This is a genomic window from Oceanobacillus sojae, assembly GCF_900162665.1.
Lineage (GTDB): Bacteria > Bacillota > Bacilli > Bacillales > Amphibacillaceae > Oceanobacillus > Oceanobacillus sojae_A.
The window spans coordinates 151,914-175,725 of record NZ_LT727812.1; the positions used below are offsets into that span (position 1 = coordinate 151,914).

25 protein-coding genes are annotated in these 23,812 nt (G+C 38.9%); all 25 read right to left on the minus strand.

What is annotated here, in order from left to right; translation table 11 throughout:
* Positions 1-410 precede the first annotated feature (410 nt).
* Positions 411-1,700: a 3-phosphoshikimate 1-carboxyvinyltransferase gene (gene aroA / locus BN1068_RS11655; protein ID WP_077603028.1), complete on the minus strand. Its 1,290-nt coding sequence runs from the start codon at positions 1,698-1,700 to the stop codon at positions 411-413.
* 19 nt (positions 1,701-1,719) lie between these two features.
* Positions 1,720-2,823 (minus strand): prephenate dehydrogenase, encoded by a 1,104-nt coding sequence (locus tag BN1068_RS11660; protein ID WP_077603029.1) that lies wholly within the window; start codon positions 2,821-2,823, stop codon positions 1,720-1,722.
* Positions 2,824-2,836: 13 nt separating this feature from the next.
* A complete protein-coding gene (gene hisC / locus BN1068_RS11665) occupies positions 2,837-3,931 on the minus strand; it encodes a histidinol-phosphate transaminase (RefSeq protein ID WP_077603030.1) in 1,095 nt (364 codons plus the stop codon).
* A 151-nt stretch (positions 3,932-4,082) separates the two neighbouring features.
* Complete coding sequence (aroH, locus tag BN1068_RS11670; RefSeq protein ID WP_077603031.1) at positions 4,083-4,469, minus strand: chorismate mutase; 387 nt, start codon at positions 4,467-4,469, stop codon at positions 4,083-4,085.
* A complete protein-coding gene (gene aroB / locus BN1068_RS11675) occupies positions 4,466-5,542 on the minus strand; it encodes a 3-dehydroquinate synthase (RefSeq protein ID WP_077603032.1) in 1,077 nt (358 codons plus the stop codon). The genes aroH and aroB overlap by 4 nt, the downstream gene beginning before the upstream one ends.
* The gene (gene aroC, locus BN1068_RS11680) at positions 5,543-6,712 is read right to left on the minus strand and encodes a chorismate synthase (protein ID WP_077603033.1); all 1,170 of its coding nucleotides are present in this window, start codon (positions 6,710-6,712) and stop codon (positions 5,543-5,545) included. It abuts the gene before it with no gap.
* A gap of 189 nt (positions 6,713-6,901) precedes the next feature.
* Positions 6,902-7,675 (minus strand): CheR family methyltransferase, encoded by a 774-nt coding sequence (locus BN1068_RS11685; protein ID WP_077603034.1) that lies wholly within the window; start codon positions 7,673-7,675, stop codon positions 6,902-6,904.
* A 73-nt stretch (positions 7,676-7,748) separates the two neighbouring features.
* Complete coding sequence (gene ndk, locus BN1068_RS11690) at positions 7,749-8,195, minus strand: nucleoside-diphosphate kinase (RefSeq protein WP_077603035.1); 447 nt, start codon at positions 8,193-8,195, stop codon at positions 7,749-7,751.
* A gap of 96 nt (positions 8,196-8,291) precedes the next feature.
* On the minus strand, positions 8,292-9,263 hold the full coding sequence (gene hepT / locus BN1068_RS11695) for a heptaprenyl diphosphate synthase component II (RefSeq protein WP_077603036.1): 972 nt from the start codon (positions 9,261-9,263) through the stop codon (positions 8,292-8,294).
* A 38-nt stretch (positions 9,264-9,301) separates the two neighbouring features.
* Entirely contained in the window at positions 9,302-10,009 is a 708-nt protein-coding gene (menG, locus tag BN1068_RS11700; protein ID WP_077603037.1) for a demethylmenaquinone methyltransferase, read from the minus strand.
* An 18-nt stretch (positions 10,010-10,027) separates the two neighbouring features.
* Positions 10,028-10,783, minus strand: coding sequence for a heptaprenyl diphosphate synthase component 1 (locus BN1068_RS11705; protein ID WP_254846766.1), 756 nt, complete (start codon positions 10,781-10,783; stop codon positions 10,028-10,030).
* Between the two features lie 389 nt (positions 10,784-11,172).
* Positions 11,173-11,394, minus strand: a complete 222-nt coding sequence (mtrB, locus tag BN1068_RS11710) for a trp RNA-binding attenuation protein MtrB (RefSeq protein WP_077603038.1) — start codon at positions 11,392-11,394, stop codon at positions 11,173-11,175.
* Positions 11,395-11,533: 139 nt separating this feature from the next.
* Positions 11,534-11,806 (minus strand): HU family DNA-binding protein, encoded by a 273-nt coding sequence (locus tag BN1068_RS11715; RefSeq protein WP_040981409.1) that lies wholly within the window; start codon positions 11,804-11,806, stop codon positions 11,534-11,536.
* A 439-nt stretch (positions 11,807-12,245) separates the two neighbouring features.
* On the minus strand, positions 12,246-13,724 hold the full coding sequence (spoIVA, locus tag BN1068_RS11720) for a stage IV sporulation protein A (RefSeq protein ID WP_077603039.1): 1,479 nt from the start codon (positions 13,722-13,724) through the stop codon (positions 12,246-12,248).
* A 326-nt stretch (positions 13,725-14,050) separates the two neighbouring features.
* Positions 14,051-14,770 carry a hypothetical protein gene (locus BN1068_RS11725; protein ID WP_077603040.1) on the minus strand — a complete coding sequence of 240 codons (720 nt, stop codon included), beginning with the start codon at positions 14,768-14,770 and terminating at the stop codon, positions 14,051-14,053.
* Positions 14,771-14,786: 16 nt separating this feature from the next.
* Positions 14,787-14,984 carry a DUF2768 domain-containing protein gene (locus BN1068_RS11730; RefSeq protein WP_077603041.1) on the minus strand — a complete coding sequence of 66 codons (198 nt, stop codon included), beginning with the start codon at positions 14,982-14,984 and terminating at the stop codon, positions 14,787-14,789.
* Between the two features lie 299 nt (positions 14,985-15,283).
* Positions 15,284-15,544, minus strand: a complete 261-nt coding sequence (locus BN1068_RS11735; protein ID WP_077603042.1) for a stage VI sporulation protein F — start codon at positions 15,542-15,544, stop codon at positions 15,284-15,286.
* 57 nt (positions 15,545-15,601) lie between these two features.
* Positions 15,602-16,642 carry an NAD(P)H-dependent glycerol-3-phosphate dehydrogenase gene (locus tag BN1068_RS11740; RefSeq protein WP_077603043.1) on the minus strand — a complete coding sequence of 347 codons (1,041 nt, stop codon included), beginning with the start codon at positions 16,640-16,642 and terminating at the stop codon, positions 15,602-15,604.
* 14 nt (positions 16,643-16,656) lie between these two features.
* The gene (gene der, locus BN1068_RS11745; RefSeq protein WP_077603044.1) at positions 16,657-17,967 is read right to left on the minus strand and encodes a ribosome biogenesis GTPase Der; all 1,311 of its coding nucleotides are present in this window, start codon (positions 17,965-17,967) and stop codon (positions 16,657-16,659) included.
* A 497-nt stretch (positions 17,968-18,464) separates the two neighbouring features.
* Entirely contained in the window at positions 18,465-18,650 is a 186-nt protein-coding gene (locus tag BN1068_RS11750; RefSeq protein ID WP_077603045.1) for a capping complex subunit for YIEGIA, read from the minus strand.
* Positions 18,651-19,547 carry a YIEGIA family protein gene (locus tag BN1068_RS11755; protein WP_077603046.1) on the minus strand — a complete coding sequence of 299 codons (897 nt, stop codon included), beginning with the start codon at positions 19,545-19,547 and terminating at the stop codon, positions 18,651-18,653.
* A 113-nt stretch (positions 19,548-19,660) separates the two neighbouring features.
* The gene (rpsA, locus tag BN1068_RS11760; RefSeq protein WP_077603047.1) at positions 19,661-20,794 is read right to left on the minus strand and encodes a 30S ribosomal protein S1; all 1,134 of its coding nucleotides are present in this window, start codon (positions 20,792-20,794) and stop codon (positions 19,661-19,663) included.
* A 115-nt stretch (positions 20,795-20,909) separates the two neighbouring features.
* A complete protein-coding gene (locus BN1068_RS11765; RefSeq protein ID WP_077603048.1) occupies positions 20,910-21,491 on the minus strand; it encodes a lysophospholipid acyltransferase family protein in 582 nt (193 codons plus the stop codon).
* A 99-nt stretch (positions 21,492-21,590) separates the two neighbouring features.
* Positions 21,591-22,280, minus strand: coding sequence for a (d)CMP kinase (gene cmk / locus BN1068_RS11770; RefSeq protein WP_077604061.1), 690 nt, complete (start codon positions 22,278-22,280; stop codon positions 21,591-21,593).
* A gap of 187 nt (positions 22,281-22,467) precedes the next feature.
* Positions 22,468-23,811, minus strand: coding sequence for a germination protein YpeB (ypeB, locus tag BN1068_RS11775; RefSeq protein WP_077603049.1), 1,344 nt, complete (start codon positions 23,809-23,811; stop codon positions 22,468-22,470).
* Between the last annotated feature and the right edge of the window lies 1 nt (position 23,812).

Sequence of the window (23,812 nt, forward strand, 5' to 3'; positions counted from 1 at the left end):
TTTACTATCTATAATGTGTCATCATTTAAATTGCCAAAACAACCATTTAAAACATTAAAATGATCTTTTCATCAAGCAAAAGCGATTATTTTATCCAACTCCATCAGGATATGATTTCTTTCTTTTGTTGTAGAAGCCTAATTGAGCGCAGACCAACCACGCAGACTCCTATGGGAACAGGGCGAGCTGAAGATCCACTTGAAAAGCGGGTTTCTTTTCAAGTTAGCTGAAGCCGTCCCCATGGAAAGCGGAGTGGTTGGTCGGAGCGGCGCTATATACAATCTGCATTTCAATAAAAAGGTGACAAAATGCAAGCAGGATAATAAAGAACATGCTTATCCTGGTATGGTAAGGTATAACTTACTCTCAGGCGCGAAAGTTGAGTGAAGAACTAGTAATAAAACTCGTTTTCACTGCAAAATTTCTTCCAGATTATCGAAAAATGTCGGATAGGATATGTTGATACTGTCTTTTTCATCCATTTCTACCGGTCCTTCTGATATAAGCGCAGAAATAACACCCATCATTGCAATCCGGTGGTCCATATAAGAGGAGATGGTGCCTCCTGTCAGCTTTGTCGGCCCTTCAATTACCATTCCATCTTCCGTTGGTATTATATTCGCTCCAAGCGCCTGCAGGTTTTGACAGACTGCTTCAATACGGTCTGTTTCCTTTACCTTCAGTTCTTCGGCATCCTTAATCACTGTTTTTCCATCTGCCTGTGTGGCCAGCAAAGCAAGTATCGGAATTTCATCAATAAGGCGCGGGATAACATCTCCTTCTATCGTCGTACCTTTTAAGGCAGTATGTTTAATAGTCAAATCACCAATTTTTTCGCCGCCTGTGATACGTTCGTTGGAAATTGTAATTGCTGCTCCCATTTGCTCCAACACATCTAAAATACCAGTACGGGACTCATTTAAACCAACATTTTTTAATGTAATGATACTTTCCGGTACGATAGCCCCGGCAGCTAAGAAGAAAGCGGCAGATGAAATATCGCCGGGTACTTCCACATCACACGCTTGCAAATCACCTTTATTTGTAATGGCGATGCCTTCTTCCTTTTGCTTTAAATCCGCTCCAAAAGCTTGAAGCATAACCTCAGTGTGATTTCTTGTTTCTGTATCCTCTTGTACAACAGTTTCTCCTTCGGCAAGCAAACCAGCTAATAAAACAGCAGATTTCACTTGAGCACTCTTCACAGGGAGACGATAGGTAATTCCTTTTAATGCACCGCCATGAACTGTGATCGGAAGATATTTTCCTCCTTCTTCTCCTTCAATCACTGCTCCCATTTCTCTTAATGGCGCAGTAACCCGGTCCATTGGACGCTTCGTAAGGGATGCGTCCCCAAATATATTTGTTTCAAATGGCAGTCCGGACAGGAGACCAAGCATTAACCTCGTTGTTGTACCTGAATTCCCGAAATCTAATGCTTTTACTGGTTTTTTAAGTCCTTCCAGTCCGTTGCCATGAACTAGTACAGAATTTCCTTCTTTTTCAATCTGGACGCCCATCTCCCGAAAAGCATCAATGGTTCTGAGACAATCCTCTCCATCAAGGAAGTTCGTTACTTTTGTAATCCCATGTGAAATACTGCCAAAAATGATAGAGCGATGTGATATCGACTTATCTCCAGGGACAATCACTTCTCCTTTCAATCTTGGTGAAGTATATTCAAATTGAACTCGTGACACTGTCTTCGCCTCCTTGTTATTAAGATTGAATCATTGTTTCAAATCCGCGCTGTTTTAATACCTTTTGACCTGCAACCTGAGCTTCTTTTGTGTAGAAGCTTAAGCGCAGTGCACCTGTAATCCCTTCCCGGACTTCCAGAATTTCGATGTTTTTAATACTTAATGACGCATTTGCCAAAATGAGTGCAACCTCAGCGATAGCGCCGGGCTGATCTGGAATGTCAACATATACATCATAAAATGCAGGTATTGCACCGCGATCGCCTTCATTTAAACCATCTCTGTAATTTTTGGCGCTGTTTAAGTAGGTAATGACTTCTTCTCTTTCATTATCTTCAAGCAGTTTTTTTAAGTGCTCCATCTCAATAATCCAATCTGCAAGCATAGCCGACATTTTCGATTGATTATGGTAAAAAATATCCTGCCACATAACAGGGTTACTGGAGGCAATCCGGGTAATATCCCGGAACCCGCCTGCTGCAAGCTTTGGAAGAAAGGCGTGCTTCTTCTCCCATTTTCTCGCCTGATGGACAAGGGATGATGCAATCAAGTGTGGAAAGTGCGAAATAACTCCGGTCATCTCGTCATGTTCATCTGACTGCAATACAACGAAATTACTTTTCGTTGCAGATAAAACCGCTCTCAACTTATCTACATTTTTCTCTATTGCATTATCAAGCGGGGACAGGACATAGATAGCATTCTCAAATAAATGTGCTTTGGCTGCTTCAATTCCTTTCTTGTGGGAGCCCGCCATCGGATGCCCGCCAATAAAGCGAATCGATTTATTTGTTAAATCATTAGCAGCGATAAGCACAGAACCTTTTACGGATGCTGTATCAGAGACAATGACCTCCTTCGTGAAAGGAAGACTGTTAAGCTGTGAAATAAGCTGTATCGTCTCTGAAATCGGCGCCGAAATAATAATAATATCCGCCTTCAATGCCGCCTCATCAAAATTTGTGGAAGCTTCATCAATGATACCGTGATTCAAAGCAAAATGAAGTGTATTTTCGCTTATGTCAAAACCAATTATGTAATGTTCGGACTCTTTTTTGATTGCTTTAGCAATGGACCCGCCGATAAGGCCGAGCCCTGCTATTAATACCTGTTGCTTTTCCATACGTTCACCTAACCTAATTTAATTGTTCTTGATATTCTCTTAAAACGTTCTCCATTACCTTCATATCTTCTGCTTTTCCAATTGTGACACGAATAGTATCAGGAATTCCCAACAGTTCTCCGGGGCGCACAATAAAACCGTTTTTGATTAAATAATCAAAAGCATCCATTCCGCTTTTTGGTGTTTTCACGAGCAGGAAATTTGCTTCTGATTCATAATAATCCCAGCCAATGGAATTTAAAAAAGCTTGAAACTGCTTTAAAACTTTTTTATTTTCCTGATACGTATGCTGAATAAAATCCTGGTCTAAAAAAGCGATAACCGCTGCCTGCTGTGCTGCAGATGTGGTATTAAACGGACCGCGGACTTTATCCAAGGTTTCCACGATTAAAGGATCTGCTACTCCATAGCCAATTCTGAGACCTGCCAGGCCGTATGCTTTTGAAAATGTACGTAAAACAATCAGATTGGGATATTTCTTCAACAATCCCAGAGCATTTATATCCTTTTCAGGCTGTAAAAATTCAAAATATGCTTCGTCTAAAACGACTAAAACATCTGAAGGGCATTTGCTTAAAAAGTTTTCCAGTTCTTCTTTAGAAAGAGCAGTTCCCGTCGGGTTATTAGGTGTACAGATCCAGATGATTTTTGTATTATCCTGCACAGAACCAAGCATCTTATCAAGCGAGTGACTGCCATCTTCATTTACCGGATGCTCGATAATCTCTGCACCTTCAATTAAAGCATAATGCTTATATTGCGGAAATGTAGGTGTTGCCATGACAACCTGATCTCCTATAGTAAGATAAGAACGGCACAGCATCTGAATAATTTCTTCCGAACCGCTCCCGAAAATAAGCGATTCCGGACTCACATTTAATTTTTCACTGATTAAATAGCGAAGTTCAGATGTATAGCCGTCCGGATAAATATGAAATGCAGGTTCATTTGTCAGAAACAATTCTTTTACTTTATCTGAAAAACCATAAGGATTCTCATTAGATGCTAATTTAACAATATAATCAAGTCCGAATTCCTTTTGAATATCCTTTGTCTGCTTCCCTTGTTTATATGGACTGAGCTGTTTTAATACTTCTTTACTTCTCATTGCTTAACTATCCTTTCTTTCTAAAAATGAGCGTTCAAAAAGTCCGATAAAAAGGACCAAGAAGTTCAAGGCGGCGTAGCTTTGAGTAACGCAGCGTATTTTTTAGATACGTGAGTAACGGAAAAGCAAGCCAACGTAGAAATTCGAAGTGTCATTTTTGTTGGTCTTTTTGAACATCGTCTAAAAGGTCTGGACGAAGCTTTACTGCTTCCCTCTGAAAAGTATGCTCCACCTCTGTCTGCTGTTTATCGGTATTAACAACCATCATAATTCGAATACACTTAGGCAGGCTGCCGGGAACAGCTATTTCCTGCATACACATAACAGGGACATATTTCCATCCATGAATTTCACGTAATGCTTTTGCCGGAAAAGCTGCGTCTATATCTTTTGTTACGGAAATAAAAGCATGGGACACGTCTTCCGGTTTAATATTATTCTTCTCTGCCATTTCCAGTACCAATGTTCTGGTATGCTCAATGATTTCACTGGATTCATTCTTTTCTACGGTGGTAGCACCCCGTACGCCTCTTGTCATAGCTTGTTCATCCTCTCTATATACGTTTTGATATAAGCCTCCACAGAGGAATCATCTAAGTTTTCGACAGTCGGCTCCCCAACTTTATTTAATAACACCATTTGAATGTGGCCTGACACGGACTTTTTATCCGACTTCATACTTTTAATAAGCTTGGCAATATTTTTTTCTTCTATGTCGATAACAGGATATTCATTTATTTTCATCCAATTGTACAGCTTATGAAAAGGGAGTTCTTCTCCTGATACATCTTCACTCACATGAAGAGCAAATAACATACCGTTTGCTACAGCTTCTCCATGTGTTATCTTTCCGTAACCGAGTGTAGCCTCCAGCGCGTGTCCCAGCGTATGTCCAAGGTTTAAATATTTACGCACGCCAGACTCTTTTTCGTCTTCTTCCACAATATTTGCTTTTACTTTTATACCGGCCTCTAAGTGATTTTCCAATTGATCAGAAGAGACCTGATTTAAAGAAAGAGCCAATAATTCTTCTGACAAATCAATATCCGAAATAAGTCCTTCTTTTAAAATTTCAGCATAGCCGCTCCGGATTTCGCGATAAGGTAAAGATTTCAGTGTTTCCGTATCATATAAAACAGCGGCCGGTGGGTAGAAACAGCCAATTAAATTTTTTCCTGATTCATGATTAATAGCTACCTTTCCCCCGACGCTGCTGTCATGTGCCAAAATAGTTGTCGGCATTTGAATATAGTCGATTCCGCGCATAAAGGTCGCTGCAACGAATCCTCCCAAGTCGCCTATCACACCGCCGCCTAAAGCAATGATAAGCGATTTACGATCTAAACCACTCTCGATTGCCTTAGTCTGCAATGTATAATATTGCTTTATACTTTTAGAAGCTTCTCCGGAAGGGACAATATAGGAATAGATATGCTCGTCTTCCAGGCTGTCTGCAACATCCTGCAGGTATTTATCAGCTATCTTATCGTCCGTTATAATCAAAATAGAGCTGTATTTTTTGTTTAGCCACTTTTTTATATGAAACCGTAATCCAGCTTCCATCACAATCGGATAGTTACGCTGGCTGGACTGGATTGTCAGCTGTTTCATTTAGAAGCACCTGATTTCTTCCCGGTATTGATCAATTGCCTGTTTTAACTGCGGGAAACGGTCACTTGAAAATTGTTCTGTGACGGCTTTTGCAACTTCAAAAGCGACAACATGCTCCATAACTACAGAAGCAGCAGGAACTGCACAAGCATCTGATCTTTCTACAGTTGCTTTGAAAGGCTCTTTTGTTTCTATATCCACACTTTGCAATGGACGCTTCATCAAGGTAGGAATAGGTTTCATGACACCTCGTACAACAATGGGCATCCCCGTTGTCATTCCGCCTTCAAAGCCGCCAAGACGATTCGTTGTCCGGTAGTATCCATCCGCTTCATTCCAGGCAATTTCGTCATGTACTTCACTGCCATTTAAACGGGCAGCTTCAAAACCTATTCCAAATTCTACTCCTTTGAATGCGTTGATGCTGATTACACTAGCTGCAATCTTGCTGTCCAGCTTTCTGTCATAATGGACATACGAACCGATTCCGGCCGGGAGTCCTTCTACATAAACCTCACAGACGCCGCCGATAGAATCACCAATGCTTTTTGCTTCATCGATTGCTTCAATCATTGGCTGTTCCACATTTGAGTCTAATACCATTACAGGAGAATTCCCGGAAATTTCGGCACGTTCTTTCGCGGTTAAATTATTTTTTTCTTCTGCACGGATACCTGCAATTTCTTTTACATATCCTGTGACGTAAATTCCTAACTGCTCTAAAAGAGATTTAGCCACTGCGCCTGCTGCAACTCTGGCACCGGTTTCTCTTGCAGAGGAACGCTCTAAAACATTTCGCATATCCCGGTGTCCGTATTTAAGGCCGCCATTTAAATCAGCATGCCCCGGACGAGGTTTTGTGACCACTCTGCGCAGCTTGGCTCCTTCTTCTAAAGGATCCTCACCCATAATATCGGTCCAATGCTTAAAATCATCATTATGTATGACAAGAGAAACAGGAGATCCAAGTGTGTATCCGTGACGAACACCGCTTGTAATATCCACTGTATCCTTCTCGATTTGCATTCTCTTCCCTCTGCCGTGCCCGCCTTGTCTTCTGCGCAGGCTCTCATTAATATCTTCTGCTTTTAATTCCATCTGTGAGGGCAGGCCCTCGATAATTGTCGTTAATTGTTTTCCATGTGACTCTCCAGCTGTTAAGTAACGCACTACACATTCTCCTTTACCTTATGAAGCTATTAAAATTGAGTAAGTATAGTCTGCTGACATCAAACCTTTTTTTACTAAAAATAACATGTCATATTTTTTTGATAATATCGAATATACTTTACCCATTTAAATAGTTGAAAGTTTTCTAATTACTATATCATATAATCATGCATTTCGGGTAGTGTAAATTTATTGTTTTCGATAAAAAAAGCTGTCTTCCAGATAAAAGCCATAGCGTTCTGCATTAAATATCTGTTCTGTACTGCCGACAAACAGGCAGCCATCTTTAGCTAATGCCTTATTAAAATTTTGGAATATAGTATTCTTAGCTTCATCCGTAAAATAGATTAATACATTTCTGCAGACGATTAAATCAACATCTTTTGGATAAGAATCTTCTAATAAATTATGCCGCTCAAAACGAATATGCTTTCTTAAGGACGGGCTGACCTGAAATATGGTGCCCTGCGATGTGAAGTATTTCTTTTTTAATGCAGCTGGCAGTTCTTTTAAAGAGCGCTCCTGATAATTTCCCTGCTTTGCCGCCATTAAGACTGCCTGATCGAAGTCTGTAGCACGGATCTGATAGTTTAGGGCCGGAAAATACTCTTCTAACATCATTGCAAGACTATAAGGCTCTTCACCTGTTGAACATGCTGCACTCCATATGGATATCTTTCTTTTATTTTTTATTAATTCGGGAATTATTTTTTTCTGTAAAACATCCCAGCGGTTAGGATTACGGTAAAATTCAGAGACATTAATCGTTAATTTTTCAGTGAACTCCTCCAGCAATTTAGAGTCCCTCTGACAAGCCGCAAAATAATCTACATAGCTTGTAAATTTATGTTTATCTCTTAAAGTTGTAATACGGCGTTTCATCTGAGCCTCTTTATATAGACTTAAATTCAGTTTAAGAGATTGATGCACTTTTAATTTCATCAAATCATAGTCGTCTTTCAATTCATTATCCTCCTCTGCTCTTCTTACGCAAAAACCTCCGCTTTTAACGGAGGTTTTCGGTAACACTTTCACTTTAATAAATCCAAGCTTCAGTTTTTTTGTCGTAAGAATTCAATTCCTTCTCATCAAAAAAGAGCCCAATTTCTCTTGAAGCGCTTTCTAAAGAGTCAGAACCGTGAATGATGTTCTTTCCAACGCTAATACCGTAGTCTCCCCGGATTGTGCCTGGAAGTGCTTCAGATGGATTTGTTTTCCCCATCATTGTTCGTGCTGAAGCTACGACATTTTCACCTTCCCACACCATTGCAAATACTGGTCCAGAAGTAATAAAATCAACCAGTTCTCCGAAAAATGGGCGTTCCTTATGCTCACTATAGTGTGTTTCAGCTAAATCAGAAGATATTGTCATTAATTTAGCTCCGACTAATTTAAATCCCTTTTGCTCAAATCGTGCAACAATATCTCCAATTAAATTGCGCTGCACACCATCTGGTTTCACCATTAAAAAAGTTGTCTCCATTAAAATCACCCTATCCTTATGTAATTATAAAAAAGTGAAAAATGTAACCTCTAAAATAGTAACAAATTCCCTGGTAAATAACAATATCTATTTTTGCTAGGAACGCCTTTTTCCGATAAATGTCGCAATATCCTGTAAGCTTTTCTTTGCTCTGGATGCTTGCATGCCATCTAAAGATTTCAATGCCTTTTGTAAATACAGATCGCTTACTGCATAGCTTTTTTTAATTGCATCCGTATTTTTCAAAGAACTGATCAGTTTTTGCATCGCTTTAGGCTCAATGTCCTGGTTGCTGTTTATCAATGTCGTAAATTGTTCTCTTAATTCCTTATTTTCCATGGCATATAGAACCGGAAGTGTAATATTACCTTGTAACAAATCATTTCCTGCAGGCTTGCCCAGTTCTTTTGCAGTGGAGGTGAAATCAAGAATATCATCAATAATTTGATAAGACATACCTACATTATAACCATAACGGTACAATTTATTAGCATCCTGTTCACTTAGTCCGCCAACTAATGCACCTAATTTACAGCTGCATGCAATTAACACAGCAGTCTTTCTCTTTATACGGCGAAGGTAATCGCGGAAGTTCTGATTCCACTGATATTTAAATTCTATTTGCTCAATCTCCCCGACAGATACTTCTATGAGCGTTTTTGATAATAAAGTATGTATTCTTGGATCTTTTATTTTTGTTATTTCTTCCAAAGCCCTTGCAAGAATAAAATCTCCCGTATACATAGCGATTCGATTTCCATATTGGGAAGCAGTTGTCGGTTTTCCGCGGCGGAGCTCTGCTTCATCAATGACATCATCATGGACAAGCGTTGCCATGTGAATAAGTTCTAATGTCACAGCAACTTTTTGTATCTTCTCGAAATCATAATTGCCTAAATGGCACGAAAGCAAAACAAAAACAGGACGAATACGTTTCCCTCCTGCTTTCAATAATGCCGTAGAAGCGTCTCGAAGTACGGGATGTTCAGCCTGAATGCTCTTCTGTAGTGTTTTCTCTATAGAATCCATATCTTTCGTTAAAAAGCCATAAATCTTTGGTAGTTTCATGTAAGTCACCTTATTTTACTAGTAAATTCATTTTGTTTTTAAGATTTATGTCCAATGTGCATGGCAGCACCACCACCGGCATAAGTCTTAACATCAACAAACTTGAAGCCTGCATCAAAGAACATTTGCTTCAGCTGATCCTTATCAGGAAAGTCTTTCGCAGATTCCTGCAGCCAGGAATATTCCTGATAGCTTTTCGCAATAATTTTCCCTAATAAAGGCATGATAAATTGGAAATAAAAATAATATAATTGCCTGTAGCCAATCAATGTAGGCTGTGATGTTTCCAGACAGACAACCATTCCGCCCGGTTTTACAACACGGTACATTTCTTTTAACACCGTCATATAATCAGGAACATTGCGTAAGCCGAATCCGATAGTTACATAATCAAATTGATTATCTTCAAAAGGAAGCTCCATTGCATTGCCATGTATCCATTCAATCTTATTTAGCTGCTCTTTTTCTCCTTTTTCTTTTGCGATAGACAGCATGTTTTCACTGAAATCGAGTCCAATTACCTTCCCGTCAGCTCCGACAGCCTTTGCTAAGGAAATAGACCAGTCTCCTGTACCGCAGCATACATCCAACGCACTGTCTCCCGGTGAAACATGCATCCGTTTCATGACATCATTACGCCATAACGTATGCTGTTTAAATGAAATCACCGAATTCATCGAGTCGTAGTTTTCATATATTTTTTCAAACACATGATGGACACGCTCTTCTTTTGATGAATAGCTCATAATTAATTACACTTCCTTTTAAAGTCTTGACGTTCTTATTTCATTCGTTTCCTGGGAATGAATAAATTGCTCCATGAACAAATTTGAACCGGACAGGTTAGAAATAGCACTATATACCGCTTTTTCGTAGTTCCGGATTAATTTCCCGTCTATTAAAGGTATGGAAGCTGCATGATCATTACGTGCTTCCCACTCTGTAAGTAATAACGACCGTCCATAATTTGCTTCTTCCATGTCCATTCGGCGATACATAAGCCAATTTTGAATAATCGATTCTAATTCAGGATTGTACAAATGTTTGGCAACATGCACAAGCAGGGAAGCATTCAGTTTCATTTTTATATTCAGCCAGGTTTCAAGCGGTAGTTGCTCCTCATAATATAAAGTAACTTTCAGTTCATTTATTTCCCGGATGGCGTTCGCCAGTATCTGGATAAACTGGATTTCTCCTGCTTCAGCGAGCAGTAAATAATATAATCCACTGTAGTAATCTCCTGAAAGAACCTGCAGCTGCTTTTTAACCATTTCACTTTCTGTATCAGCCTTTTGTTTAATTGGGACAAAATCATGTGTATCCAGGGCAATTTGAACAAGCATTGTTGAAATAATATACTTTTCACGCTGTACAGGAGTTAAAGCGTTATGCTGTTCAACGAGAAATAGTAATAATTTCCACTTTTCTTCATCAATAACTGGATAACGTATATGTTTATAAATGTATGAGTCATACAATTTATTTTCCAGTATTTTTCTATAACCTTTATCTGTTGTCATAAATGTAGTCACCACTATCACCCGGATCCTTTCAGCCTTTCCATTGCTCTAGCTATTATAGCACATTTTACATTTTATAAAAACGAAAGAATTCATTCTGTTATTGACCTGTTCAAAAATAATAAAAATCTCTTATTTCAGAAGATAATATCTTTAAAGCCAAAGAACAGTATGCTTTGTAAGAGTGGATATTTCAAGCATTTTGGCAAGGTGATAAATGGAATAATCTATAACGAATCTTGTCACTCTATCAAAAAGAATAAATAACGAGGCAGAGAATTACCGGCAGAACCCGGCTCATTCCACTCGATATATTCACTTATGATGAACGTTTTTGATGAGGAAATTAATCACTCTGTAAAGCACTCGGGGAATAAAGTTTCGTTTTATTAATTTTCCATTTCTCCATGGCTTGTCTGGATAAGTGCTTTGCCGCGAACTTTAATAGCAGATGTATGTTCTGTGAATTGAGCAATCATAATTTCACCCTCATCCAGTTTTTCAGAGTGATGGAACTTTGTATTGCTTCCGCGGGTCAGCCCGATAACATGTACGCCATCTTCTAATGCTTTGATAACAAAATAATCTGCTTTGAAGTTCTGTTCATTCATAAATTACTCCTCCTTAATATGTAAATCTCTATTGGTTTAAATTCTATTTTAAGAAATAATTTTTTTGTTCATAAATAAAGGAGAGGAGCACGTTCAAGAACGTGCTCCTCTCTTTTGTACACTCCGGATATGTAAAATATTATTTTACACTATCCTTAAGAGCTTTACCTGGTTTGAAAGCAGGAACTTTGCTTGCAGGAATTTCGATTTCTTCTCCTGTTTGTGGATTACGTCCTTTACGTGCAGAACGTTCACGAACTTCAAAGTTACCAAAACCGATTAATTGTACTTTTTCACCATTTTTTAGTGAATCCATGACTGCATCAAATACTGCATCCACAGCTTTTGTTGCGTCCTTTTTAGAAAGATCGCTTTTTTCAGCCACAGCATTTACTAAATCTGTTTTATTCATGACATTCACCTCCTCCCAGGATGTTCATTAGACAAATAGACTAGTTTGTCTGTCTATTCATGGTCTTGTTTTGTTAAAGTCACCCTAATATGTGATGACAAGGCTTATAATAAACGAGTTTGAGATAAAATTCAACAAAAACTATCGATTTTTCTAGAATTTATTGAGATTTTACATAAAATTTCCTTTTTCTTAAGAGAAATAGGCTAAACTCTTATTAAACAAGCATTGTCACCTTTCCATAAATCTATACGGTATTTACAAGTTTTTTTTGCCGTTCGCGGTAAAAAAATTTTTTTATGTGAAGAAAGTGTAAAAGAGAGGCTGAAAATAGATGCTCTTCAAAAAACGTTGGTGTGGATATCTCTCAGGCAGTAACCTCTTTTTTTAACCAGATGGTTTTCTTCACAAAAAAATAAGCAGCTATAGATTTAGCTGCTTAAAGTATAATGGCGATTAAACCGCCTGATCCTTCGTTGATGATTCTTTCTAGAGTATCTTTTAATTTATATCTTGCATTTTCCGGCATAAGAGAAATTTTGGCCTGAATCCCCTCTCTGACAATAGAGCTGAGCGATCTGCCGAAAATATCAGACTCCCAGATAGATAATGGATCTTCTTCAAAATCCTGCATCAGATAGCGGACCAATTCTTCACTTTGCTTCTCTGTCCCAATAATTGGGGAGAATTCAGATTCTACCTCGACACGAATCATATGGATAGACGGTGCGACCGCTTTTAACCGAACACCGAACCTCGACCCCTGACGGATGATTTCCGGCTCATCCAGCTGCATGTCTTCCAGAGTTGGTGCTGCAATTCCATAGCCGGTTTGTTTTACCATCTGTAATGCTCCTGAAACTTGATCATATTCTCTTTTCGCATAGGCAAAGTCCTGCATCAGCTCCAATAAATGATCCTTGCCCCGGATTTCTTCGCCTACAATTTCTTTTAGCACATGGTCATATAATTGATCAGGCGCATGTAAATCAATTTCAGCGATGCCCTCGCCCATTTCCATTCCTGCCAGGTTCGCCCCTTCAATATATTCAAAATCCCTGAAATGACCGACGATATGGTCAACGTCACGTAATCGTTTGATGTCTTTTACCGTATCTTGAATGGCTTCCTGATAATTTTGACGCAGCCAGTGATCTTCTTTTAAAACCATTACCCAGCTTGGCAGATTCACATTTACTTCAAGTACTGGAAATTCAAATAAAGCCTCCCGCAGTACACTATAAACATCAAGCTCTGTCATTGTTTCTACACTCATCGCTAACACAGGGATATCATGCTGCTCCGTCAGTTCTTCCCGGAGCAGGGCAGTTTTTTGACTATGCGGGTCTGTTGAATTAATAACCATAATAAATGGCTTGCCAACTTCTTTTAATTCCTCTATCACCCTTGTCTCTGCTTCAATATAGTCTTCTCTGGCTATTTCTCCGATGGTGCCGTCTGTTGTCACTACAACTCCAATCGTGGAATGCTCCTGAATGACTTTACGGGTTCCGATTTCTGCTGCATCATGAAATGGGATAGGATCCTCATACCATGGCGTATGAATCATACGCGGGCCGTTTTCATCCTCAAACCCTTTTGCCCCCTCTACAGCGTATCCGACGCAGTCAACGAGGCGTACATTGACCTCTAACCCATCCTCTACATTCACTTGAACAGCCTGATTTGGAACAAACTTCGGTTCTGTTGTCATAATCGTTTTCCCGGCAGCACTTTGTGGTAATTCATCGTGCGCTCTCGCTCTTTCGCTTTCACTTTCAATATTAGGAAGTACAACTAACTCCATGAATTTCTTAATAAAGGTGGACTTTCCTGTACGGACTGCTCCGACGATTCCAAGATATATGTCGCCATTTGTACGTTTCGATATATCCTTAAAAATATCTGTTTTTTCCAAAAGATCCCCTCCCGATCTCCGTACTTTGATATACATCACCCGTAATAGTTGGACACTAACAGTCTATGACGTTGTCCTATTAGTTTATGACTAAGTTTCACATATTTTTATCATATGTCCATCAGAATTAGATGAAGTAATGTAAAGTTTCATTTTCTAAAAGCCTCCTAAAAAGCCAGGGACTTTATTTAGAAAAGCTGCACTTTAAAACAAACCTTATATCTCATGTATATGAGGGAGGCATCTTTTTATTCTATTTTCGTATATAACTTTTTTCAGCGTATAAAAAGCCATACAGTCTATAATAAACTGTATGGCTTCACTATTTATTCTCCTTCCATAAACACGGCTTGCCCTTCTTTTACTGTATATGGCTGTGAATATGCAGGGACAAACGGAGAATTCTCCACTAAAAGATAACGGATATCATCGCCCTCTTTATAATCGTTATCATTCTCTTCCAAGGCCTGATTCAGATCATAAGAATAATCAATATACAAATTTCCATTTAAGTCCATAATAATTGGCAAATCCGCTTGGGAGAAGGGACTTTTTACAGTCGGTTCTTTATCTAAGCCGAGCTTTTCATAGTCCACTGTATATAGCTGATCTGTTATTTTCTCTCCATATGCCGGATAAGTATGTTCCTGTCTGTATACGTCTAATCGGACATTGACACTCCGTATCTTCTCTGTCGTTTGCAAATCAATAAGCCGGACAAGCAAATCTTCTTCCGGGTCAATAATTGTATATTGATATATACCGCCCTGTTCAAAGGAATTTCCAGGTATTTCAGACAGATAGCCTTTTTCCAGCATCTGTTTAAAATCGATTAAATACTTTTCAAAAATATGTGTATCACTGTCTTTCGTCTGTATCGGTACTAAACCGCCTTCTTCTTCTCTGTAAGTCTCAACTGCCTGCTGTACAATAGCTAACTGCTCTTCATTTGGAATCTGGTTTTCTGACCGTTCACTTTGAGGATACATGCAGCCGCTTAAAAGTAGAAAAATGAAAGGCATTGCAAGTAAATATGTATATTTCATAATGAGACTCCTTTTCCTATCTTGTTGGTCCACTAAATGTAACGTATAAAATAATCAAAGCTCCACCTACGAGACATAAATAAGCTAAAAATGTAATAATACCGCTAAACCATCCCCGCAGCCTCGTTCTGCTCCAAACAATCAAGCCCATCGCTAAGATTAATAAAAACATCCCGACAAAGGATATATACATCATTAACATGGATATCGACAAAACCTTCACCCCTATTTCACTCAAAATACATTTTAACAGGTGTTATTATAACATAACTCCTGATTGATGTGCCTCTTGATAACTGACGAAACGTTGAACATTAAAAGTAATTATCAGAGCGTTCGGAAATACACCTTTAAAAAGCGCTTTTCCTATACATGTAAAAACCTATGGCAAAGGGGGCATCTTCACCATAGGTTGACTAAATAAAATCCTCAGCAACTCTATTCCTTGAATGCTGGTGCGATTTATCTTATGCATTATCTTGTAAATCTGTATCCTCAATTGCCTATAAAATGCTATTTTTTAAACATATTATTTAGAGTGTTGACATCTCCAGGCATTTTATTTTTGACAATGGATTGTACAATTTTATCTTCTTTTTCCTTTGAAAGGGGTTTGTTAGCCATCTGCGAAAGCTGCCGCACGAGATTACGAACAGTTTTTTCATCAGAAAAATTCGCGTTCTTTACTGAATCAGCTACTTTATAGACTTCCTCAGGACGGATGTTTGTGTTCTTTTGAATTTTATCAAACATACCTTTTTGAAAATTATTCACATCATTTCCTCCTTGCAGTTCATTCGTCACATTATATGCAAGAAGTAAATTTATGTGTTATTTATCCGAGTAACGTTCTATTAAGACACCGCTGATATCATCTATTTCCTGACGTTTATTCCGGCTCATTAGTTCATCTACAACATCTTTGGGATTCTTATCTTCAAAAAGTATTTGATAAATCCCCTGGGTGATCGGCATTTCAACGCCCTGTTCTTTTGCAAACTGGTGGGCTGCTTTAACAGTCCGGACTCCTTCTACAACCATTCCCATCTCTTCTAAGACCTGATCTAAGCTGTTTCCTTTTCCCAGCAGGTTTCCAGCTCTCCAGTTTCTGCTGTGAACGCTTGTACAGGTAACAATTAAATCACCTACACCGGACAGTCCAAGGAAACTTAAAGGATTTGCGCCCAGCGATGTACCAAGACGGGCAATTTCCGCTAAGCCGCGTGTAATCAGAGCTGCTTTCGCATTATCTCCATAGCCGAGACCATCTGAAATACCGGCTCCCAGAGCAATGATGTTTTTCAGCGCTCCGCCTACTTCGATTCCCAAAATATCATCACTTGTATAAACGCGTAAATTCTCACTGTTAAATAAATCCTGGGCATGACGAGCTCTGTCCAGATTGACAGCTGATACAGCAACTGTTGTCGGATGACGAAGAGCTACTTCTTCGGCATGACTCGGTCCGGATAAAACAACAATATTCTCATATGGAAAATCTGGCATCTCCTCAGAAATCATTTCTGATACACGTTTTAGCGTACCAGGCTCAATTCCCTTTGTAGCATGAATAATCTGTGTACTTGGAGAAATATAATTTTTCAGCTGCTGACATACTTCGCGAATGGCCTTTGTTGGTACAACAACAATAATTGCCTCTGCGTCTTTAACAGCTTCCTCCATATTATTAAACGCCTTAATGGTTTTAGGGATATCTACGTCCAGATATCTTTCATTTCGATGTGTTTGATTTATTTCATCTGCATGCTCTTTCCGATGTGCCCACAAACGCACCTCGTGTCCATTATCAGCTAAAACAATAGCAAGTGCTGTTCCCCAGCTTCCTGCACCAAGTACCGCAATTTTAGTCATATCATATCTCCCCTTTATTGTCTTCTGCGTGCAAATAATTTTATTGGAGTTCCTGTAAAATCAAAGGCATCCCTTATTTTATTTTCTAAAAATCTTTCATAAGAAAAGTGCATTAGCTCCGGATCATTTACAAAAACCACAAAACTAGGTGGTTTAACGGCTACCTGTGTAGCATATAACACTTTCAGCCTTCTTCCTTTAAGCGTTGGTGTCGGATTCATGGCGATTGCATCCATAATGACATCATTAAGGACATTTGTCTGGACACGCTTTGCATGATTTTCACTTGCCAATTGAACCATCGGGATTAATGTATGAAGCCGTTTTTTTGTTTTCGCAGACAAAAACACAATTGGTGCATAATCTAAATATTGAAAATGTGCCCGTATTTTTGTTTCAAAATCCTTCATTGCTTTTTCATCACTGTCAACGGTATCCCATTTATTTACTACGATAACAATTGCACGTCCTGCTTCATGGGCATACCCGGCAATCTTCTTATCCTGCTCTCTGATGCCTGTTTCCGCGTCAATCAATACCAGAACCACATCAGAGCGTTCAATTGCCCGTAATGCCCTCAGAACGCTATATTTCTCTGTGCTTTCATAAACCTTACCGCGTTTACGCATTCCGGCTGTATCAATAATTACAAAATCCTGGTCATCTTTGCGTAATTTTGTATCGATAGCATCTCTTGTCGTTCCTTCTATTTCACTTACGATGACACGGTTTTCATTTAATAAAGCATTTACAAGAGATGATTTCCCTACATTTGGGCGGCCGATTAAGCTGAAGTAAATGGTATCATCATCTTTTTCGTCCTCTTCATTACTTGGAAAATGATTTACAACCTCATCGAGCATGTCTCCGAGCCCAAGACCATGTGTACCGGAAATAGGGAATGGCTGTCCAAATCCTAAAGCATAAAATTCATAAATCATTTCATGCATATCCGGGTTGTCCATTTTATTAACGGCTAAAACAACAGGTTTATTTGATTTAAATAAAAGCTTCGCAACCTCTTCATCGGCTGCTGTAATGCCTTCTCTGCCGTTAAGCATAAAAATAATGACATCCGCTTCATCAATAGCAATTTCAGCCTGCTGTCTCATTTGATTTAATAATGGCTCATCGACCATTTCAATACCGCCAGTATCAATTATGTTAAATGTTTGATTTAACCATTCGGCTTTAGAATAAATACGATCGCGGGTAACACCAGGTGTATCTTCCACAATGGAAATTCTTTCTCCAACTAATCGATTAAAGATAGTTGATTTACCAACATTTGGTCTCCCAACAATCGCTACTACAGATTTCCTCACGTAAGGAACATCCTCTCTTTTTCAAAATTCCTTCTAATATATCAGCAGGTTATGCAATGCAGCATACTCTCTCTAACTGCATCTCAGTCTTTATTCTAGCAAAAGTAGGGAAGTTCCACAACGAAATTTATCACAAGATTACCGGCTGCAAGACTTCCGCTTCACAAATAGAGAAAAAATGAATGTTCCAAGCAGGAGTCAATGCATAGTAATTCTCTGATTGGTTTGGGTCTGCAGGATGCAGAACACAGAGACGTTACGAACTTAGCCTTTGTGCCCTATTCAGCTGGAGGATGTAAAAAAACCACGGAATAAAGATCCCAGGTTAGCAATCATTTTAAAAATTCTCTTCCAGATAAGTTGAACGTATAAATGTAACAAGAACGTGTTACAAACAAGTCCTTGCTCGTATTATCTCCTGACAAGACTTCGTTTGATCCATTCGTGTGAATGGTAATTTACACGCCTTTCAGCTCTGTTGAGAGGCAGCAGTATGATTAGTGTTTTACGATAATATAGACATCATCACTTAAACGATGGGCAATACCATCCATAATCGCTTCCAGATTCGTTGAAAATAATTGAAGCTCTTCATTTGACGTGCAGATAAAAATAGGTGCTCCTCCGCTAACTTGCTCTTCTTTTGTAGTAATGATAGCTAAAATCGCTTTTTCGACAATCATTTACTTTTTACCTCCTTTTAGAAATGTGGCTTCGGTAGGCATTTTAATCGCATTTTCTAATACAGGTACGGAGCCGATTACTTTTTTAGTCAGTTCCGGATCGCGGATAAGCGGCAAAATAAAAACTCCCAGTCTGCCATCATCTAAGTCACGTTTTATCAAAGGTGTTAATGCAGGTGTTCCAGAATCTTTATAAACACCTAATGTAGCAGAAACATCATGTAAAATGGCCTGCTGCTGGCCAAGGTTACTTATCGTAGTGATCACATTTATGTTTTTTGGCTTTAGAATAAAACCCATTCCATACTTTAAAATCTCTTCCTGCCTCTCTTCAATCCCGATATTCATGATATAAATATTATCGACATACAGGCCGGCTCCATCAAAGGAGATATCCGATTCTTCGATTTCGACAATGTCCCTTAATGCAGAACCGCTCATAAAGCTAAGCGCCGCAATAATTGTTAATACACCAACAACAGTGGAAGGAAACCATCCCCACGTAATATAAGCAAGCGTTGTCAGAAAGGCTGCAAACATGACAAGATAATTCCTTCCTTCAAAAGAAATCGCAATCCCTTCAATGTATGTACTCCCTCTGGGTACCAACTCAAATTGATCAAGCTCGGTCAGCGTATTTCTTTCCATATTTCGCACGTCTCTAAATTGCGTTGCTGCTACTGTCAAGAAGGTTACAGCTGTAAATTCCATTTCCAGTAATGCAGGAATAGCCAAAGCTCCGAGTGATGCAGCAATAAACCCTAATGATAAGTGAATAATTCTGCCATGCAGATAAGTGGGATACTGCCTGTAATCACTTCGTAGTGTAATTAATCTGGCCAGTGTCCCTGCAACAACTCCAAATAAAATTGCCTGTAAGTAAGATTCAATTCCCATACAAACCACCTCTTTTTCTTATGTGTTAGTATGGCTTTGTTTCAACAGATTATTAGAAAAAAATCCACAGAAAAAAGCTGTACATAGGCATGTACAGCTTTTAATCATTTCCATTATCGTTTATATTTGTCCAATTGATCGCCAATTACATCACCTAATTGGAAGCCTGGCTGATCATCAGATTTTTCATATTGCTTGTATTCCTTTTCCTCTTGTTCCTGCTCCAGCTCTTTAATGCTTAGAGATATACGCTGCTCTTCTTCATTGACATCCAATACTTTAACCGTAACATTCTGTCCAATTTCAAGCACTTCCTGCGGTGTGCCGATATGGCGGTTAGCGATTTGGGAAATATGAACAAGTCCTTCAACGCCAGGAAGCAGTTCAACAAAAGCGCCAAAGCTGACTAATCTCTTTACAACACCTTCTGCCGTTGAACCCGGTTTAATTTTTTCACTTACTTCGGCCCAAGGTCCAGGCAGCGTATTTTTATGAGATAAAGAGATACGCTCACTGTCTAAATCTACAGAAATAACTTCTACTTTAATTTTATCTCCTTCAGAAACAACATCTGAGGCCTTTTCAACATGTTCATGTGCTAATTGTGAGATATGGACAAGCCCATCGACTCCGCCTAAATCAACAAATACACCGAAATTTGTAATCCGTTGTACGACCCCTTCAATCACATCACCGGGATTTAATGATTGCAGAACCTTTTCTTTTCGATCTTTTTCCTCATCTTCTACAATAGCCCGATGAGATAAAATGACACGGTTCTGTGTCCGGTCAATATCCGTAATTCTAACTTTTAATGTACGGTCCAGATAATCACTGAAATCTTCCACGTAATATGTTTCAACTAATGATGCCGGAATAAAACCGCGTACTCCTACATCAACAACAAGTCCACCTTTAACAACTTCTTTTACTGTTGTTTCGAAAGCTTCTCCCTGCTCATATTTTCTTTCCAATTCTTCCCATGACTGTTCTGCATCTACAGCTTTTTTCGATAACACAACTTCATCATCATCAATCTTCTTTACCTTTAAAGTCACTTCTTCCCCTTCTGATAACACGTCAGTTGTGGATTCTACATGAAGTGTAGAAAGTTCGCTTATCGGTAAAATTCCCTCTGTTTTATATCCGATATCAACAAGAACTTGTTTTTCTTCTAATTTTACAACTGTCCCCGTCACCGTTGCACCAACTTCTAATACATGAAGGTCTTTATTTTCTTCACTCATATCCTTAGCCTCCTAGTTACAGTTCACCTATTCAAACAATCGAATAGAAAAAAGATTATTCATTTACTCTACTTATAACTTCTAATAATTAGTTTTATTTGTCAAGTAAAGTCAATTAATTTTTATGAATTTCGTATAAATTTCTGATTTCTTCCATAATTCCCTCTGACATTTCTTTTGCAGAAGCTTTATTTTTTCGAAATGACTCTACATCCATTGGTTTTCCGTAAATAACCTTCGTACGACGAAATAATTTATATTCACTGATTATAACACAAGGAACGACTTCCGCTTTAGACCGGAGAGCAAAAAATCCGACTCCCGGCAAAGGGTTTCCCGGCTTGCCATCCTTGCTTCTTGTTCCCTCCGGAAATAAACCAAGCGTTTCTCCCTCTTCTAAAATCTTCAATCCTCCTCTTAAAGCATTCCGGTCTGCCAGCCCTCTTTTGACAGGAAAAGCATGCACTCTTCTTAATAGACCGCCTAAAAACTTCCCGTTAAAAAGCTCTTCCTTCGCCATAAAGTGGACCGTTCTGGATGCTGTTGTTCCTACTACAGGAGGATCAAGATTAGAAGTATGATTGGTACAAATAATGACCGGTCCTTTTTTTGGTATATGATGCTTTCCTGTCACTTTCATCCGGTACACCGGATAAAAAAGAATAGTAAAAATAAATTTAGCAAAATTATACAGCATGGAGATACACCCCCTGATTCTTGACACACTTTCTTTAGCAAATGGAAATGATAAGCATCCCAGCCAATGAAAACGCAGCTTAATTATTTACCTGTCGGCTTAGCGAATACCGAGTTTTTTAATAAACGGCTGGCATATTTCGAGAATTTTTTCAGTAACATCATCAATGGATAGGGAAGTAGTATCCAGTTCAATGGCATCCTCTGCTTTTACCAATGGAGATGTTTCACGAGTGGAATCAAGTTCGTCCCGTGTCTCTATTTCTTTTTCCAGTGTATGTAAGTCAGCGGGTATGCCCTTTTGTTTATTTTCCTCAAAGCGTCGTTTTGCCCGTTCAGCTACAGAAGCAATAAGAAATATTTTTACGTCAGCATCAGGTAATACCTGAGAACCTATATCACGCCCATCCATCACAACGCTGTGGTCCTTTGCAAGGTCCTGCTGGGCTGACACCATATTTTTCCGTACTGCCGGATGCTTTGCAATTGCGGAAACCGATGCAGTAACATCCGGATACCGGATTACTTCCGTTACATCCCTGTCATCAATCAATACATGCTGACCGTCTTCCTGTTGAACTAGCCGAATATCAATCTTATTTAAAATTTCCATTACTGCCTTTTCATCTTCAGGATCAATATTCTCTTGAAGCACCTGAAAAGTAAGTGCTCTATACATCGCTCCTGTGTCAATATAAATAATCCCTAACCTTTTTGCAATCTGCTTTGCAACGGTACTCTTTCCAGCTGCCGCCGGTCCGTCGATTGCAATTGAAATACTTTCCATTATTTTCACTCCTGCCATTAAAAAGCCTGACTTTTGCCAAGCGAGTTCTATACAATATAATCATAACATATTCCGAATTTATTTATCACGTTGCAAATGCTGCTAATGCAAATTGCCTTCGAAAATCAGATAATTATCTGATTTTCGAAGGCAGCTTTTCTATTTATTTCGTCGGGACTTCATTTTTATTTTAAACAATAGAGTTGTAATTAATTTCAGCATCTGTCATTTTTTCAATTTTTTCTTCGGCTCCGGTTTCAGCGTTAATAAATATCCGGTAAGTTGCATCATCTCTTGTTCCCAGGAACTCATAAGTAAGAATTTCTTCTCCTTGATTATCATCAATAATCGCCAGATGATTTTCTTGTATAGTCACGTTTTGGTTTACTGCATCGCGGGCTTCTTTTTCAGAAATAGCAGGATCCGGAATGTCGCGTTCAACATGATTTTTAAAGTAATTGTTTGCTGTCAGCCCGGTAATATCTCCGTTATCCAAAGCTACTTTTACCTCTACGGCATCAGAGAAAACCCGGACACCGTCATCTTCATATACGAAGGAGTAAATACCGACCTGGTCATATTCACTGCTTTGGAAAAGCTGCATTTCATCAAATCCAAGCTCCGAAAGGTAATCGGATGCGATTTCAAATCCTTCATTCAAACTTAATTGTTTCCCGCCTATTTCTCTGGAAATTAATAAATTAAGCGGATGCCCGCCCTTCACTGTTAAATCTGCGTAGCCACGTTCTCCATTTTCATCATACGAAATGCTGTACATAGGTGTTAGTGCTCCATCGCCAGATTTCGTAACTGTCCAATCAGTACCATCTTCCTTGCCAAAAATCTTTTCAGCTTTCTTCACTGCCTCTTCTTCCGTTAGATCGTTACCAGTTACATTTTTATAAGAATGTTCTTCTGTGTCTGTACTGGTCGTACTTTCTTCGGTCGTCTCTTCTGTGGAGCTGTTGAAAGAGTCTTCTACCGACTGAAAGCTATTAACCATATCATTATCTTTTTCACCATCTGTATTTAATAGAGCCTGTTCTACATCCAGCCATTTTGATCCGTTGCTCAGGGAAAGATGCTGTGCTTCTCTAAGCTCATCTCTTATCTCTCCTGATTGTTTATAAAATTTTTCCAATTGTTCTGTTTCTTCATCTGTTAATGGATCATCATCCAAATCGCGAACGGCAGTCTGATACGTGAAATCTCCCAATTCTGATAGAAACTCCTCCGTTTTATGAATTGGCAATAACCCCATTGGCAGCTGTCCAGTATTTGCATGCGCATTTGAACTGATCCGCCAAATATCAACAAACTGCGGTGATAATTTGTCTGGTGAATTCATTGCCAAGGATGTTCCTATTTGATCATTTAACACATCCATATTGTATGTGAGCTCATGGAAGGACCTTTGATACTCATTCTCTGCCTGAACATATAAATCATTTTTTTGTTTATTTGAATGGTAGCCCCAAATGGATACGGAAATAAGTGCTACCGTCAACAATGAAATTGTAATCCATCGATACATT